14 protein-coding genes and 1 pseudogene are annotated in these 15,368 nt (G+C 34.0%); 11 read left to right on the top strand and 4 right to left on the bottom strand.

The window, feature by feature from the left end; genetic code table 11:
* Position 1 precedes the first annotated feature (1 nt).
* From ACFFGV_RS19415 to ACFFGV_RS19400, 4 genes are all read left to right on the top strand, one after another.
* Entirely contained in the window at positions 2 to 1,234 is a 1,233-nt protein-coding gene (locus tag ACFFGV_RS19415; protein ID WP_377351452.1) for an N-acetylmuramoyl-L-alanine amidase family protein, read from the top strand.
* Positions 1,235 to 1,398: 164 nt separating this feature from the next.
* Positions 1,399 to 2,187, top strand: a complete 789-nt coding sequence (locus ACFFGV_RS19410) for a hypothetical protein (RefSeq protein ID WP_377351450.1) — start codon at positions 1,399 to 1,401, stop codon at positions 2,185 to 2,187.
* Entirely contained in the window at positions 2,184 to 2,654 is a 471-nt protein-coding gene (locus ACFFGV_RS19405; RefSeq protein WP_377351448.1) for a hypothetical protein, read from the top strand. The genes ACFFGV_RS19410 and ACFFGV_RS19405 overlap by 4 nt, the downstream gene beginning before the upstream one ends.
* Positions 2,655 to 3,147: 493 nt before the next feature.
* The gene (locus tag ACFFGV_RS19400) at positions 3,148 to 3,426 is read left to right on the top strand and encodes a hypothetical protein (RefSeq protein ID WP_377351446.1); all 279 of its coding nucleotides are present in this window, start codon (positions 3,148 to 3,150) and stop codon (positions 3,424 to 3,426) included.
* Between the two features lie 276 nt (positions 3,427 to 3,702).
* On the opposite strand, the pseudogene ACFFGV_RS19395 reads toward ACFFGV_RS19400, so the two are convergent.
* Positions 3,703 to 4,914, bottom strand: a pseudogene (locus ACFFGV_RS19395) (site-specific integrase).
* Positions 4,915 to 5,788: 874 nt separating this feature from the next.
* Here ACFFGV_RS19395 and ACFFGV_RS19390 point away from each other — a divergent pair.
* Genes ACFFGV_RS19390 through ACFFGV_RS19375 form a run of 4 tightly spaced genes read left to right on the top strand, consistent with a single transcriptional unit; the run spans position 5,789 to position 8,693 of the window.
* Positions 5,789 to 6,244 (top strand): hypothetical protein, encoded by a 456-nt coding sequence (locus ACFFGV_RS19390; RefSeq protein ID WP_377351444.1) that lies wholly within the window; start codon positions 5,789 to 5,791, stop codon positions 6,242 to 6,244.
* Positions 6,241 to 7,296 (top strand): toll/interleukin-1 receptor domain-containing protein, encoded by a 1,056-nt coding sequence (locus tag ACFFGV_RS19385; protein ID WP_377351442.1) that lies wholly within the window; start codon positions 6,241 to 6,243, stop codon positions 7,294 to 7,296. Before ACFFGV_RS19390 ends, ACFFGV_RS19385 begins: the two co-directional genes overlap by 4 nt.
* Positions 7,297 to 7,305: 9 nt before the next feature.
* A complete protein-coding gene (locus ACFFGV_RS19380; RefSeq protein ID WP_377351439.1) occupies positions 7,306 to 8,133 on the top strand; it encodes a macro domain-containing protein in 828 nt (275 codons plus the stop codon).
* Positions 8,133 to 8,693, top strand: a complete 561-nt coding sequence (locus tag ACFFGV_RS19375) for a TIR domain-containing protein (RefSeq protein ID WP_377351437.1) — start codon at positions 8,133 to 8,135, stop codon at positions 8,691 to 8,693. The genes ACFFGV_RS19380 and ACFFGV_RS19375 overlap by 1 nt, the downstream gene beginning before the upstream one ends.
* Before the next feature lie 412 nt (positions 8,694 to 9,105).
* Here ACFFGV_RS19375 and ACFFGV_RS19370 read toward each other — a convergent pair whose 3' ends face one another.
* The 3 genes from ACFFGV_RS19370 to ACFFGV_RS19360 form a co-directional block, all read right to left on the bottom strand.
* The gene (locus ACFFGV_RS19370) at positions 9,106 to 9,456 is read right to left on the bottom strand and encodes a tyrosine-type recombinase/integrase (protein WP_377351435.1); all 351 of its coding nucleotides are present in this window, start codon (positions 9,454 to 9,456) and stop codon (positions 9,106 to 9,108) included.
* The gene (locus tag ACFFGV_RS19365; protein ID WP_377351433.1) at positions 9,384 to 10,319 is read right to left on the bottom strand and encodes a tyrosine-type recombinase/integrase; all 936 of its coding nucleotides are present in this window, start codon (positions 10,317 to 10,319) and stop codon (positions 9,384 to 9,386) included. The genes ACFFGV_RS19370 and ACFFGV_RS19365 overlap by 73 nt, the downstream gene beginning before the upstream one ends.
* Before the next feature lie 323 nt (positions 10,320 to 10,642).
* Positions 10,643 to 10,819, bottom strand: a complete 177-nt coding sequence (locus ACFFGV_RS19360; protein ID WP_377351431.1) for a DNA-binding protein — start codon at positions 10,817 to 10,819, stop codon at positions 10,643 to 10,645.
* A gap of 681 nt (positions 10,820 to 11,500) precedes the next feature.
* On the opposite strand from ACFFGV_RS19360, the gene ACFFGV_RS19355 reads away from it, so the two are divergent.
* From ACFFGV_RS19355 to ACFFGV_RS19345, 3 genes are all read left to right on the top strand, one after another.
* Entirely contained in the window at positions 11,501 to 12,817 is a 1,317-nt protein-coding gene (locus ACFFGV_RS19355; RefSeq protein WP_377351429.1) for a tyrosine-type recombinase/integrase, read from the top strand.
* A gap of 215 nt (positions 12,818 to 13,032) precedes the next feature.
* Positions 13,033 to 14,145, top strand: a complete 1,113-nt coding sequence (locus ACFFGV_RS19350; protein WP_377351427.1) for a tyrosine-type recombinase/integrase — start codon at positions 13,033 to 13,035, stop codon at positions 14,143 to 14,145.
* Positions 14,146 to 15,045, top strand: a complete 900-nt coding sequence (locus tag ACFFGV_RS19345; RefSeq protein ID WP_377351425.1) for a tyrosine-type recombinase/integrase — start codon at positions 14,146 to 14,148, stop codon at positions 15,043 to 15,045.
* Positions 15,046 to 15,368: the final 323 nt, after the last annotated feature.

Raw genomic sequence — 15,368 nt, 5'->3', positions numbered from 1 at the left:
TATGACACCAACATATAGTGGTAGTGGGTTCCTATTAGATTTGAGTTTACGGTTCTTCTCTCAGCCTTATGTAGCTCTGGATATCGGACATGGACGTGATACATGGGAAAATGGGGGTGGAAAAGGTGTCGTTGTAGATGGAAAAGTGTACGAGGAACATGATGCAAATGCGGAGACAGCACTTATGGTAAAAGAAATCCTAGAAGCTCATGGAGTTCGAGTTTGGTTACCACAAGAACCATGGGAGAGGGACCGAGATTTATTAAGTCGCACCAATGAAGCAAATAGGAGGGGAGTGGATCTTTACTGGTCTTTTCACTATAACGCTGGTATTCCTGATGCTCAAGGTGCATGTGCTTTCTATTGGTACACGGCTGGAGATGCAAAGAAGCTTGCGAAACGCTTTGGGGAGTATTGTCGGGGTGCTGGCGTTGACACCCATGGAGATGGAACGCATGCAGGAGTTCCAGGTACATGGACTGAGTTGCATGTTAATAGAGAGACAAGCATGACAGCCATATTAACGGAAAATGGATTCATGACCAATCATGAAGATTTTGAGAACATTTTCGGAAGCAACAAAAAACAATATAGAAAGATGATGGCCCGCATTAATGCGAAATGTATTTTAAGTTTCTTTGGTATTTCCTATCAAGGGGACACATCAGATGATCCGGAAGTAATCAAAATTAGCAATGACTTTGAAAATAAAGAGCTAGTCATCCATGATAAGTACGCGTCTGAAGGATTAGCAATCTACGGAGAGCCAGTTAATTTAGATAATGAGAGTCAAAAAGTAGCTCATTACATTAGGAATGAGTCAAATGGCTTTAAGACTATCTATGGCAAGTATGATGTGGATGGATACGAAATGTACAAAGTAGCAAATAGTGCTGGTACGGTTCGATGGGTGACAGCTCATAATGAATATTCTTATGTGAAAGAAAAAACAAAAAACGTTGGTTTGGAGGAGGATGAATACATGCCTAAGAATGTATTTATTGTGAATGAATTTATTGATGGTGCAGCAATTAAAAAAGCGATGATCCGAAATAGTGGTAATATGGTGTATAGATTCACAGCTGAACGTGAGGATATTAAGGCAGAAGAAAATATTTATGTCTGTGGCGGTGGAATTGATGGGCTTAACCTTAAAAAGGGTAAAGTAGTAGACCTTTCAGGAAGTTCTGCAGAGGGTACAGCCAAAAATATTTATAAAGAGTTTGGTTATTAATATTCACCTCTCCCCTCCCTTTAGGGAGGGAGCTATTGATTTGTTTTGATAATTGAAAATTACCTATTATTCTATTGTATCTCAAGTTAAAATTATAAGAATAATTAAAAGAAGGATAGTTGGACAACATAATACTAATTTGTTTTATCAAAAGGATGTTATGTTTGGAAAATTATACGAATAATAATACAGCTAGAAGGTATAAGGCTTATGTGAGCACACTAGGAACTACTCAATTTCATTTAAGGAACCCGTATATTATCGCTTGGTGGTCCGTTGCTTTTCCTGGTTTTGGCCATTTATTGCTTTCTAAATATCTCAGAGGTTTTTTGTTGCTTTTTTGGGAATTTATAGTGAATATTAATGCTAAAGTCAACGTAGCTATGGTCTATTCTTTTCAAGGGAAAATTGAAATGGCAACAGAAGTTTTAAATACCAGATGGCTTATTATCTATATCCCTGTATATATCTTCACCATATGGGATACCTATCGAACAACTGTTGATATGAATAAAGTGTATGTACTTGCAGAAAGTGAAAATCATGAAATCAATACGTTTAGTATAGGAGCACTAGAAATAAACTATTTAGATAAGAGATCTCCTTTTTTAGCAGCTTTTTGGTCCCTAGCTATGCCGGGGTTGGGGCAATTATATATCCATCGAATTGTGACCGCGTTTGTGATTATTGTATTTAGTGTGTCTACCTTTTATTATTCACACGCTCTTGAAGCAATATCTCTTCTATTCCTAGGAGAAGTAGAAAATGCAACTTCAGTCCTTAAACCTGAATGGTTATTGATGCTCCCTTCCATATATGGTTTTGTTATTTATGACGCTTACATTAATACAGTTGAAAACAATAAACTTTATGAGAAAGAACAAAGAAGGTACTTAAAAAATAACTTTCAATCAAAAAATTTTATGATTCTGAAAGGAAATAAAGTACAATGAAAAATATGCAAATATTCTGCACATTTGAAGATCATTCCTATTTAGAAATTGCTATATCTAATCTTGTGAAAAATGGGATAGAGAAGGATAAAATTTTTGCGATTCCCCTTGATAACAGACCTGAAGCAAGTAAAATCTTTGATACTTTGCATAGATCTGATGGAAAGTCAGTTATAGATATAGCAATGCCACTAGCTACGGCCTTTGCAGTAGTATTGGCTAGTATAGGTTTTGAATTAGAGTGGGGTCCCATCTATTGGGGGTTAATTGGGGCAGTTTTTGGATTTTTAATCGGTTTAGCAATCAGGCTAATTCAATATTTTATAATTGAGAAAAAAACATATAAGTTAAAAGGAAAACAATCTGAAGTAATATTAATTGTGGAATGTGATTCTTCAAAAGGCGAACAAATTGAAAAAATTCTTTGGGAGCATTTAGCCCTTGGCCTAGCTAAGATATTAAGATAGAACTCTAATATTAACTTTCTTTTAGCAATTTGTAGTGAGTACCGTTTTAATAATAATTAGCTTTTGCTAAAATTGTTGACGAATTGTTGACCAAACTCGTCAACAACTATAGTTTTTAGTCAGATTCAATCCTACACAGAGTTCGGTAAACCCTTTATAATAGGCTTTTTTAGTATATCACCAACCTCTTTTATACTAAGATAGCTACCTTGACAGGGTAGAGGTCGCTGGTTCGAGCCCAGTCGGAATCATACGAAGGGTTTGAGAGGGTATGATTTCTTCTTTAAAGGGTTTAGTGAATGGACTGAAGAGCAAGGACTGGAGAAGATAGTACTGGGGGATTAATGACCCTTGGAGGTGTTTTGCTTACGTTAAATCACCAAAATAAAATTCGCAAACTAGAGGCCCTTTCTTAACGAAAGGGCTTATTTTATTGGTTTTACATATATTTGAAAGTTCCGATATAATTAATAAAAAATAAAGGGGGGATATTTTGAACAGTATCGCAAAAACGATTTTCATAATTGGAGTAATAACTATCTTTGGCGGGGTATTACTAGGATTTTTGAACTTGGAACAAGTAGTAGGATATGAGGATAGTACTTTAGGAAACGGTTTAGGAGATCCGATAATAAAGAATTCCTGGACTACATTTTTAACTTATACAATATCAGGATTTGTTATTGGATTTTTACTAATCGGAATTGGGGAAGTAATTAATCTCCTAGACAAAAATAAAAAATTATCGGAAGGGATTCTAAAAAAACAGTAATTTTTCAAAGTAAAACTTATACGACAAAGAAGTTATTTTTTGAAAAATAACATAAAAATAACTAAATAAAAAAACTAGGGTAAACTACACGGAACAGATGAAACTTAATTACCTTGCTGACAATATACATAAAGATGACACAAAGCTCTCAAAAGGCACAAATAATCTTCAGAAGGATGGGCGGCATGATGTAACATCGCCCCCAAACCCTTGATATGAGTGGGTTTTTAAGTGAGATGAGAGTGAAATGCTAACATTTTGCTAACATTGAGGTTTTTAACGGAGGCTTCTCATTAGTTCGCTGAACTTTTGGGAAGCTTCTTTTTTCATTTCTTGCGTGACGTGGAGGTACACATTTTTCGTTGTTTGATCGTCCGTATGACCAAGGCGGTCCATGATTTGTTCAAGCGATACACCTGCCTCGGCAAGGAGTGATGTATGAGTGTGTCGTAAGGAGTGTGGTGTTAACTCTTCATTAAGACCAGCCATTTTAAGGAGCCTTTTCATGTGGTCTCGAACGTTTTTGATTACAATTGGATAACCAAACTGGCGCTCCATCTTTGCAAAGATAAAGTCTTGGTTATAGTAATCATTTCCTAATTGCTCAATGACTTTATTCTGAAGCTTCTTATGTTCTTTCAAAGCATTAATGACATCTTCATCGACAACAATTTTTCTCCTCGATTTGCGCGTCTTCGGAGGGAGTAATTGATATTCGACAGTATTATTATTTGGATTGTAGTACGTCTTGGTAATACTGATAGTGTGGTTTTTGAAGTCTACATCTTTCCATTTGAGAGCAACTAACTCACCAACCCTTATTCCGGTATAAGCGAGGATCAAAAACACCAAGTCATCATGCTCAAGTCCATTAGTTACTGCTGTTTCTAAAAATAAGGCAAGTTCTTCTTTTTCAAGATACTTTGGAATTTCTTCCTCTTCCAGTTGTTCAATCGTTTTCTTATCCTTTTTTACATAAGAAAACTTAATAGGATCCTTTTTAATTAGCTCCAGTTCTAGTGCCTTTCGAAAAATCATTCTGCCTGTTCGGTTGATGCCCTCCCTTGTACTGTCAGAAAAACCTTGATCTTTAAGGTCATTTAGAGCATCCTGATACATTTTTCGTGTGATGTCTTTTAATTTTAATTGAGCAAAGTGGGGTAACAACTTTCCGATTTCATGAAGGCGGACTCTAATGGTTCCAGGCTTTACATCTTTAGAATCGCTGTAGATGGGAAGCCATTCTTTTGTAAATTCGCTGAAGGTTTTATCAGATTCCTCTAAATAAGTTCCTTCATTTACTTCATAAATTAGAGCGGCAGCAGCAGCTTCAGCTTCCTGTTACGTATTAAAGCCACTTTTTGTCTTCTGCTTTCTCTTTCCGGTGATTGGATTGATTCCAATATCAATGGTGAAAGCCCACTTTGATCCACAGGTGCATTTCTTCTTTTTGCATTTACAGCCTCTTCTGTAGAAATGTCCTTTCATTCGCATCCTCACTTTCTAAAAATTATTTTGTTGCTAAAATTACATTATTGCCAAAGGTAAATTAAAAAATTCGTTATATTAATTTAAGAAAAATTATTAGAGGTATAGGGGAAGGGGAGCTGGGGAAGTTACAGTGGATCTCGAAGGTCTATAGAGAGAAGTTTGGTAATAATAAATAGCCCGTCCCCTCTGTAACTTACAAGGGGACGGGCTATTTGGTGTGGGTTATTTTTTTAATCCTATTGGAGCCGCTGCTCTTCTAGCCTAAAAGGTTACCATAATATTAAGCAAAAAACAAATATATATTACTGGTCTTCCGTATAACTGTTATATTGCGTAGTAGAGACATATTGCGCAATAAAGATTTTAGAGGAAAATTTTAAAAAGTTAAATGAACATTTATCAAAATGGCGTACTTTTAACTTATTAATATTGTTTTTGGAATACTGTTATTTTTTTCTCTATATTTCATGATTCATGTAGCCCTTCCCTTTTCCTCTAGTTTGTTCAGCAATTCAGTGTTAATTGGTGGAGCTTCATTCTTTGTAACTTTATATTATACAATTTGGTTCTTATTTGAAGTTAGTACATTACTAGAAATTGACATTATATTGAATGAGTATGAGTAGAAAGAAATTCCAGTAAAGGCTCAATATAAAAAGAGATAAAAAAGTAATCCCACTGAGTTGATGTATAGGGTTCTATACGGATACTTGTTGGGATATTTTTATTGGCGGTATTTTAGTGAAAGCAAGAATAATGATATTTTATTAACTGATATTTTGAAATATTCCTTTTAACTTTGTGGTAAAATTTAGTAGTGGGATTTGGAATCTGAAAAGCATTTAATATATTAATAAGGCGGAGATATGCCATGAGTAATATTTCATTTGAACTTTCTATTCCTCTTGATAAAGATAGTTTTATAGAACTTGAATGTGAATATTGTAGAAATAGATTTATGATATCAGGTGAGGAATTTCAAAACGGGGATTTTATGCATTTGTTTTGTCCCATTTGCGGATTGCCCAATCAATTAAATACTTTCTATACCACTGAGGTGATTGAGAAAAGTAGAGAAATTGCGAGACAGTGGGCATATGATTACCTCCAGAAATCACTAGATGCATCAATGAAGGCTATTAACCGAGGTAGATTCGGTAAAATGAAAATGCAAGTTCCTAAAGCAAATCCTAATAAAGAGTTGTTTGAACCTTCAAATAGTTATGTCATGGTTACAGTGAATTGTTGTGACTTAAAATTGAAAGTAAGAGAGGTCGACAATCAGATTGGTGTGTACTGTCCTAAGTGCGGAGGGTGTCATATATGAATAGAAAAGAATTGCGAAAGATATCATCACAATTTCGAAGAATATCCGGACAAATTTTGTCAATGGAGAGTAGTGAAGAGTTTAACTTTCTTGTTGATGTGGTTAATTTTATCGACGATAATCCGATTCTAATAGACTATGTTAATAAGTGTAAAATAGAAGTCTATGATATTGAGAAATGTTTGTCTGAGAAATCTAACTGGAGACCCTTAGCTTTGCCACCTGGAGCAGAACCAGTTATTTCTTTTGTTTATCAATTGCTATCCCATTTTATGGAAAATACAAATACATTTCATGGTACTGTATTTTACTATTCAACTGGAAATTACAGCGAGAAATATCAAGCATTTACTAGAAAAACGGTAGCTCCTTTTATTAACTATTTAATTAGCTATCTTGAAGTGTGTCTTATTGATGCTCAGGATTCTGTAGACATTAAAGAAAATAAATCGAAAGTATTTCTATCCTACTGCAGCAAAGATATTGAAATTGCTGATATGGTTGATTCAAAATTACAAGAATTGCTAACACCACATGGGGTTTATATGTCTCGTGACGAGCGAGATGTTTTATATAGAGATAGTTTTAGAATGTTTATGGATAGTATTGAGGAACATGACTTTGTAGTTATGATTATTAGTGATTCGTATCTTAAGTCAAGACCTTGTATGTATGAAGTGCTTGAAACAATGAGAAGTAAAAAGTATGCAAGCAAAATGTTGTTCATTGTACTTTCCGAAAATGATCGAGGGTTCTATAAGAATATAAATAGTAAATTAAAGGTTGGGGCAGATATATATGATGTTTCAGGGCGAGTATCATATTCAGGTTATTGGGCAAATGAAGAGTCAAAGCTTAAAAACCTATTAGAGGAAATCAGTGATCCTCTCAACACAATAGAGCTAATAAAAGAACTCAAAATAATCAGGAAGATTCTTATGGATATTGATGAATTTACATCCATGCTTTCTGTAAGAAGAGGAATACCACTGCAAACAATGATATCAACAAATTATCAAGAAATTGTTGATAGTATACTACAAAGAAATTGAGGTGATTCCATGAAAGTGAAAATTAAACTTTTTGACAGGATACTCATAAAGGACTTCATTTATGTGTTATCAGTTGCTGGTGTTTTGTTCTCTCTATTTTCTGTAATAATAGATGTTCCAGATAAGGCTAAAATTTACGCGGGAGTTGGAATATTAATATTTTTAATATGCACATATTTACTTATGTGGGTAAGAGCAAACAAGTTAATCAACGTAGAACTTACTGTTGATAATTCCAAAGTTAATATTAAAGTAGGTGACCTTTTTGAAGAACAGGGCTTTAAAGTGATCGCTTTTAACGAGTATTTTGACACTATTGTTGATAACAAAGTCATTTCAGAAAACACTCTTAACGGAATTTACCTAAATAATTATGTGTCTGATATTGAAGAGTTAAACGCTCGAATGGAAGTAGATCGATCTTTAGAAGAGAAAATGAAAAACACAAATGAAAGTAGAACTCATGGAAAAAAGCATAGATATAGACTAGGTACTATTTTTCAAGATAATGATTATCTATTAACAGCATTATCAAAGTTTGACAATGACAACCGAGCATACTTACATATGAATGATTATATTAATTTCTTGCTAAACTTTTGGAATGAAATAGATATTGTTTATGCAGGCAATTCAGTTACTATCCCACTGATGGGGTCTGGTATCACTAGATTTAAGGAATATAATCATATAACCGATCAAGAACTCTTGGAATTATTATTATGGTCCTTTAAGATTAGTCGTATAAAATTTACCTACCCAGCTAAAGTGACGATTATTATTCACGAGGGAAAGAAAGATAAAATTAATTTTTATAAATTAAAGGAGGTTATTTGATGGCGTATAGAAATGGTACCTATGTAGCATTCGACGGTAATGCTACTACTAATCCAACCAAAGGTGATATGAAGTATTATGGGTTGTTGCAGAAATGGAATGCTGAAAAAAACTTTGATTTAAAATTTAGTGATAGTCATAAGAAGACTTATCAAGTTAGGGATACTAGTTCGAAACTAACTTTACAATCACGGCTCTTAGAACGAATGAGAAGTTCAAAAAACATGCTTTTAATCATATCAAAAGATACCAATTGGGACAGAGGCATGTTGAACTTTGAGATCGAAAAAGCTATCGAATATTATAAGTTACCTATTATTGTTGCTTACACAGGATACGATTATATTGTTAATCCTACATCACACGAAGCAAAATGGCCAAAAGCGTTACATGACAGAATTAAGGATCGTTCAGCAAAATGTATCCATGTTTCTTTTAGGAAAAAAACGGTATCTGAAGCCATTTCACAATTTAGTATTCATAACAAAGAAAATCAACTGACATCCCCATTTCATTATTATAAAACAAGTGTGTATAAAAAGTGGGGGTACATGGATTAATATTAGAACGAATTTTAGTGCTCATCGGTTTGGTGAGCTTATTTTTTGTCCTTTTATAAATTGAAGGTATGGAATGAGTTATTCATATCAAAAAACAGTTAAGTAGCTTTTTTTTAATCAATCCTATTCAATAAGCGCCCTAGTGTTAAAGAAGATCAACTAATAAAAGAGTGATTTATTGCACAGTACAACGATACGATACAATACCAAATGTTCTATAATAATCTTCCAATTAAAACTTAATCCGCATTTCTCAGAACCGTTGACATAATGTAAGCATCAAATAACCCCACCTAATGATGAAAGGGGGGTTAAATGTAAACAATATCTAGAATGTTGATATATATTAGTTATGGCAAAACAAAAATATATACTAAGTGAGAAAAGACTCATGGAATCCTGCTAAACATGCTTAACTTATACTTCTCATGAGTTTTCCAAACTTGTTAGAAGCCTTTTTCTTCATTTCCTTTGTCACATGACGATATATAAGTCTGGTAGTATCGTCATCAGAGTGTCCCAAGCGTTCCATAATATCCTCTATTACAACCTCTGCTTCTGCCAGTAATGATGTGTGAGTGTGGCGCAAAGAATGCGGAGTTAGGGTGTCACTTAATCCTGCTAATTTTAATAACCGCTCCATTCGGTCTTCAACTGTTTTAGTAAAGATAGGGTAACCAGGGTGTCTTTCTAGTTTGGCAAAGACAAAGTTTTGATCGCCATAGGATCTCCTAAACGCTTTTTGGCCTTTTCCTGTGAACATTTCAGGATTTCAAGTGCACTTATTACATCCTCTTCAACGGCAATCGTTCGTGCAGATGTAACTGTTTTAGGTGTGCCTAAAGTAAATTGAACCGTATTATTATTTGGGTTGTAGTATGTTTTTATAATTCGAATTGTATGTTTGTCAAAGTCAATATCGTCCCATTGTAGTGCGACCAGTTCCCCTACACGCATCCCAGTGTAAGAAAGTGTGAGGAAAATAGGAAGGTCCATCTCTAACCCCTGTTTAGCAGCTGTTTTTAAGAATAAAGCGAGTTCTTCTTTTTCCATGTATTTTGGGATATCCTGTTCCTTTAATTGTTCGATGGTCTTCTTTTTCTTTTGTAAAACAACAAACTGAGTGGGGTCTTTTTTTATTAACTCCTTTTGAATAGCTTTCTTGAAAATCATTCTTCCGGTGCGATGGATACCATCTACAGTATTCGGAGCATAATGTTTTTTTAGGTCTTTTATTGCATCTTCATATTGGTCTGATTTGATATTTTTAATTCTCAAATAAGCAAAATAGGGCATTAACTTTTCAATTTCATGTTGTCTAACACGTATAGTGCCTGGCTTAACTTCCCGTTCTTCGCAATATAAAGATAGCCATTCTGGTGCGAAGTCCTTGAACAATTTATTACTTTCATCAATATATGTTTCATTTTTTACTTCATAAAGGAGTTCCCTAGCGGCAGCTTCTGCTGCTGCAAGGGTGCTAAAACCACTTCTTTGTCTTTGCCTTCTCTTACCAGTCATTGGATCTGTACCAATATCAATGGTAAAAGCATATTTAGCCCCGCAAGTACATCGCCTAGATTCCTTTCCACATACACAATCTCTTCTATAGAAATATCCTTTCATTATAAACAACCTTTCTTTTCACTTTAATTCGATTTTTGAAGGGATATAACCTCACTCGGACGCATGCCTATATAGGAAATAATGAATAATATGGCATAAATCTTTTTTCTTCTTGAATCAGTATCTTTCCCTTCTATAAATCCCTTTCTTTAGGAAAACTTCCTGTTGAATTTTGGTGAATCAATTTTATGAAAAGTTATGGTAGCGAAAATAACAAATAGTGGCTGGTTACTTGTCCGACCTTTCTAGTTGTTACTAACCCTAGTCTACCTTTGTTCAGTTTTCTTCTCTTTCTGTTGTTTAATCCACTGCTTTAAATCAGCTTATTCGACTCTTATAGAAATTCCAATTTCAAAGTTTGGAATACCACCGTGCTTAACATGGATTTGAAATAACTCATATACCCTTCTTCTAGATATCCCTAAGTATGCGGAAATGTGCTTTGCTTGCAATGTTTCTGGAAATGATTCCCATGTCGTGAATTCTTCTGTTATGTTCATAATAGTTCTCTCCTGTTAAACCAAAAGAAAAACCCCACAGAATGAAAGGAAGACGCACCGCTTCCAAGATAATAAGACCAATTTAAGTCTTATTGCTTGGATTGACGGGTTCTTCCTCGCTCAATCTGTGGGGTTAATCCCATTTGATTTATATTATTTTTGGTAATCAGATAAAAAATAGTAAGTGAAAATCATGGATATTACTTTATGTTACATACTATTAAATTGGCAAGTTTGCTTTTGTCAAGTGTTTATTTGATTTAGTGTGAAAATTTTCAACTCATATAGCTTAGGGTAAAGAAGATATCAATTCTTTATGTTAGTGAACGCTTAGATCTATGTCCATCTGGTGAAGAAATTTAGAAAACTATTGGATATTCCACCATATTAGATAAGGATTATATAGGTGTTTTAAACTTAAGTTTATTTTTATGACCATCTCAAAACAAAATCTAAACAACTGATAATCTATTTGACAAATATGTTTTATCGTTATAGATTAATATTAACAGTAATTTAAGATTCAAATTGATCAGAAGAAAAAACATACAACAAAATAAACTAATTAATAGTTCGGAAGCACCGACTATATACTGGGATATTGTACTTTTTTAAAGAGTGCGATAAATATCCGGTATATTGTCGGTGCTTTTTTGTTGTCTTTAAAAGGAGTGAGGTTTCATGTTTGTTAATCAGGATGAACAATTATCATTTGATTTTGATGAAGATTTCACAACAACCATAGACGATTTATTTACAGAAAACGACTTGAGCCGTTTCGGAAAAGGGCGGAAAGGTTGGAATGAGAATGATATTTCTCGGAATAACTCTTCCGATTTAAGAATAGAAATTCCGGTCTTTGGAAATGATGTAAATGTGACACATTTCCATTATAGAAAAGATTGGATAGATGACATGATTGAAAAAATGTATGAGATCAATATTAATAATGAACCTATCGCAAGAGGGAATATTAATGATTGGCTTTATACCAAGGAGATACATGAACAATTCGATTCACTACCGATAAGAAAGTACATGCGTAGTAAACTACATGACTCTCTTAGGGTTTATAAAACCAAGATTATAATGTTTAAAAAGATTGTACCTCTAATGATGAGTTTCAATAAAAAAAAGCTAAGTGAGTTTAAAAGAGAAGATTATTTAAACCCTGAAGTCATAAAAGTGGTTATTGCCCCATTAAACTCAATTGAGCTTATTTACTATCAAAGCTTCTTAAATTCTTTGAAGCCTTTTAAGAAAGTAATAATTAATGATTACGTTGATAAAATAAATCATAAAACCAAATTCGACCATCCTCTTGTTCGGGTCGTGGAAAGTGTTTTGAAGAAAGAACGAAATATTAAACCACAGAGTTTTTATAATAATTATTACACTCCTGTGCGAGCCTTTATTAGTTGGGCAATATCTTCATTAGTTAAATATAAAAATCAGACTATTAACACTTTTATTTTTAATATGGTAACTAGTGAAGAACTTGATCATTATAAATCTTTTCTTATTAAACAAGTTAAAGAAGAAGAACTAACGGAAATTACGGCTAAGCGAAACTTACAGTATGTACGTGGGTTTTTTCAGATATTATTTCGAAAAAAGAAAATAGTGAGAGATGTAACGAACAACCTAACAAATATTAAAGCTGATGAATACTTCTACAGACGATTACCATCAGATTACGAAATACAGGAACTTATTAATGCTATTGAACAATATTCTAGTAATCCGCTAAGAGATAAACTTGCTCTTTCATTAATGATTCTAATGGGACTTCGAGGTTGTGAGGTCGCTAGCTTAAGTTGGGGGGATGTTAACTTAAGTACTAGGTCTATCTCCATTACGGATACTAAAGGTATGGATGCGGTGCTGCCGATTCCAACAAAAGTATATGATTTGTTAATTCTCTATCAGAGAAAACCCTGTGATAAAAAATTTATTTTTTGTGATAACCCTAAGTCGTTTATCCCTGAACTGATTTGATTCTTATCAGTTAATCGCTGCTTGGGATTATGGGGGAGGGCTGCATCTGTACAGACATATATTTGTGACAAGGTAGGAATGCATTGCCCACCGCAAATTGTAAAAAGCTTAACAAGACATATATCGGATGACACTGTTGCTAAGTATGTTCATTTGGAAAGGAAATTTGTCAGAAATGAGTTGGGAAAAATTCGATTATATAGGCGGGTGAAGAGATGACTTATAACCAAGAAGTTTCTAAGCAGGGTTCTGCTCAAGTTGTTATACAGCAACTATTAGAATCACATAATATGGAAGACATTCAAGTGGCTGCATTAAATGTTTTAGGTATAACTGGAGACACAGATGCATCAAAACAAGTAGATTCACTTCCAAAATTAACTGTAGAGGAAAGCTTTCAATTCTTCAAAGCTAGCTCTAAATTTAAAAGCTTAGCCGATACCTCAAAAGTTACCTATGAATATGAAGAAAAATTATTATGTGATTATATTTGCAAAAGATTTGGAACACTCGATATACCTTTAACAGAAGTAATATATCCAACATCTACATTGCTTGATTACCTGGGTATAAGTGAAATTTCGAATAATACAAGTGCTAAAAAAGCAGCATTTTTAAGAACCTTTATCAAAACCGTGGTTCAGGATTTTTACTTAATGAATAAGGACGACTTTGACGGTACCTTGAAAGTCGATTGGAATAAAGTTGGCTTGCCGAGGTTTTATAAAATAGAACAATTAAAAGAATTACTTCTTTTAAGTAAAGAAACAGCATTCGGGCTTCGAAACTATACGATCATAAGTGTATTTCTTGGGTCCGCATTAAGAGTAAGTGAGCTTGTTGGTATCCAATTATCAGATATTGATTTGGAAGAAGAAATGATTACTGTGAGAAGAAAGCGTAAGAAAGAAAAGCTTGTTCCTGCATATATTCAACGTGATACTTTAAATGTATTAATGAAATATATTGATTTTATGTATGGGCATCTTGCTGAAGATTGGAAAGAACTTAAGGCTAATTATGAAGGTTTATATGTTTTTTCAACAAATGGAGGAAAAACTGCAATGACTAACCGCGCTGTTAGAGGAATGGTTAAAAGTTTAGCAAAGAAGGCAGAGTCTATTAGTGATAAGGAAGCAGAAAATTTGAGCGTGCACAACTTTAGGCATAGCTACGCTATCTATGGTATACGCTCGGGTATCAATCTGTATGCCATGATGGACCTTATGGGGCATTCCACTGTTACATCATTGAAGCCATATGCAAAACAAAGTAGAGATCAGATCAAAGAAGATATGGAGAAGAACCCAATTGCAAAACTAATATAAATGGAGGTGGTTATTATAGAGAGCAATATCATATTGGATTCACATTATTTTAAGCAATGGTACAAACACACACATGTAGCTAATTCAACTAAGGGTAACTATAAGAGTGTGCTTAAGAGGTTTGGAGAATACATGATGTCTTTGGGCCCAGTAAGACAATTGAACTTTGATAAGTTTAAATATGGGGAATTAGATTCAATATATGATCCAATCAATGAAGAGTTTATTGATAATTTCTTCGAGTTCTTAATTGAAGATGGAGTTAGTCATGCTACTCTTTACAATAGCATTGAAGCGCTAAAATGCTTTTTTAAGTTCTTAAAAATGGTCGGACTGATAAAATCTAATCCAACAGCATACTATCCGAATCCATATTATAAACTAAAAAAAGTAGATCGTGCATTTAGCAAAAAAGATGCTGATAAGTTATTATCAGCATCAATAAAGGTAGAACCATTCTTTAAACAATTTTATCTGCTAATGCTATTGTTTTTAACTTGTGGATTGCGTTCACAGGAGGTGTGTTTGATGAAAAAGTCTCAAGTAAACTTAGAGTTCCAGACCATAGAGATTACCCGTGGTCAGAAAACATCCGCAGGGGTTGTTTCAGTAGTAGATAAATTGAGAGAAGCTTTTGAACAATACTTTGAACACCCTGAGTGGTTGAAGTGGTCTAATGGACAAGATAAGGAAGTGTTCTTTTATAAAGGTAAACCCTTGAATAGAAGTAGATTGGTTTCGATGTTACAACTAATTTACGATGAAGCTGGAATTGATAGGAAGGTACGTGTTCATGATCTAAGGCATACGATGGCCCAACTGCTCTTTTTAAACGGAGTAAATGAGTTTTCTATTCAGGAACAATTACGTCATGAGAGATATGCATTATCTGAACTATAATCTGAACTATCAAACTTACTTGGAGTCAAATTTAGATCATATATTGTAATGTAAGAATTTTTTATCGCTTTTTATTTATAAGTAAGAAGCCTTCAATATAATTAAGTTAATTATATAATAAAGCCTTAAACAAGTGCATTGTGGCTGGAAGAAGCAGGGCGATGGATTAGTGACCTCACTATCCGTCTGCCCTTTTTTAGTGTGCCTGGCATGGGTGCATGCTTTAGGGTTAAAGTCCCGAACGGTGAAGGTCGTTGTAGCCGTTAGCCAAAGGCAAGGGTGTCTGGGGTGACCTAGAATCTGAAGGAAGCCGGAGGCAAACT

Source organism: Pontibacillus salicampi, assembly GCF_042434395.1.
Taxonomy (GTDB): domain Bacteria; phylum Bacillota; class Bacilli; order Bacillales; family BH030062; genus Pontibacillus; species Pontibacillus salicampi.
This window is presented reverse-complemented; position numbering and strand designations above follow the sequence as displayed.

What these genes read in the sequence shown, in the direction of transcription:
- ACFFGV_RS19365 (WP_377351433.1), bottom strand. Translation starts at nt 10,319, where the DNA reads ATGAAAGGATATTTCTATAGAAGAGATTGTGTATGTGGAAAGGAATCT.
- ACFFGV_RS19390 (WP_377351444.1), top strand. Translation starts at nt 5,789, where the DNA reads ATGAGTAATATTTCATTTGAACTTTCTATTCCTCTTGATAAAGATAGT.
- ACFFGV_RS19405 (WP_377351448.1), top strand. Translation starts at nt 2,184, where the DNA reads ATGAAAAATATGCAAATATTCTGCACATTTGAAGATCATTCCTATTTA.
- ACFFGV_RS19350 (WP_377351427.1), top strand. Translation starts at nt 13,033, where the DNA reads ATGACTTATAACCAAGAAGTTTCTAAGCAGGGTTCTGCTCAAGTTGTT.
- ACFFGV_RS19375 (WP_377351437.1), top strand. Translation starts at nt 8,133, where the DNA reads ATGGCGTATAGAAATGGTACCTATGTAGCATTCGACGGTAATGCTACT.
- ACFFGV_RS19345 (WP_377351425.1), top strand. Translation starts at nt 14,146, where the DNA reads ATGGAGGTGGTTATTATAGAGAGCAATATCATATTGGATTCACATTAT.
- ACFFGV_RS19380 (WP_377351439.1), top strand. Translation starts at nt 7,306, where the DNA reads ATGAAAGTGAAAATTAAACTTTTTGACAGGATACTCATAAAGGACTTC.
- ACFFGV_RS19360 (WP_377351431.1), bottom strand. Translation starts at nt 10,819, where the DNA reads ATGAACATAACAGAAGAATTCACGACATGGGAATCATTTCCAGAAACA.
- ACFFGV_RS19355 (WP_377351429.1), top strand. Translation starts at nt 11,501, where the DNA reads ATGTTTGTTAATCAGGATGAACAATTATCATTTGATTTTGATGAAGAT.
- ACFFGV_RS19415 (WP_377351452.1), top strand. Translation starts at nt 2, where the DNA reads ATGACACCAACATATAGTGGTAGTGGGTTCCTATTAGATTTGAGTTTA.
- ACFFGV_RS19385 (WP_377351442.1), top strand. Translation starts at nt 6,241, where the DNA reads ATGAATAGAAAAGAATTGCGAAAGATATCATCACAATTTCGAAGAATA.
- ACFFGV_RS19370 (WP_377351435.1), bottom strand. Translation starts at nt 9,456, where the DNA reads ATGTTCACAGGAAAAGGCCAAAAAGCGTTTAGGAGATCCTATGGCGAT.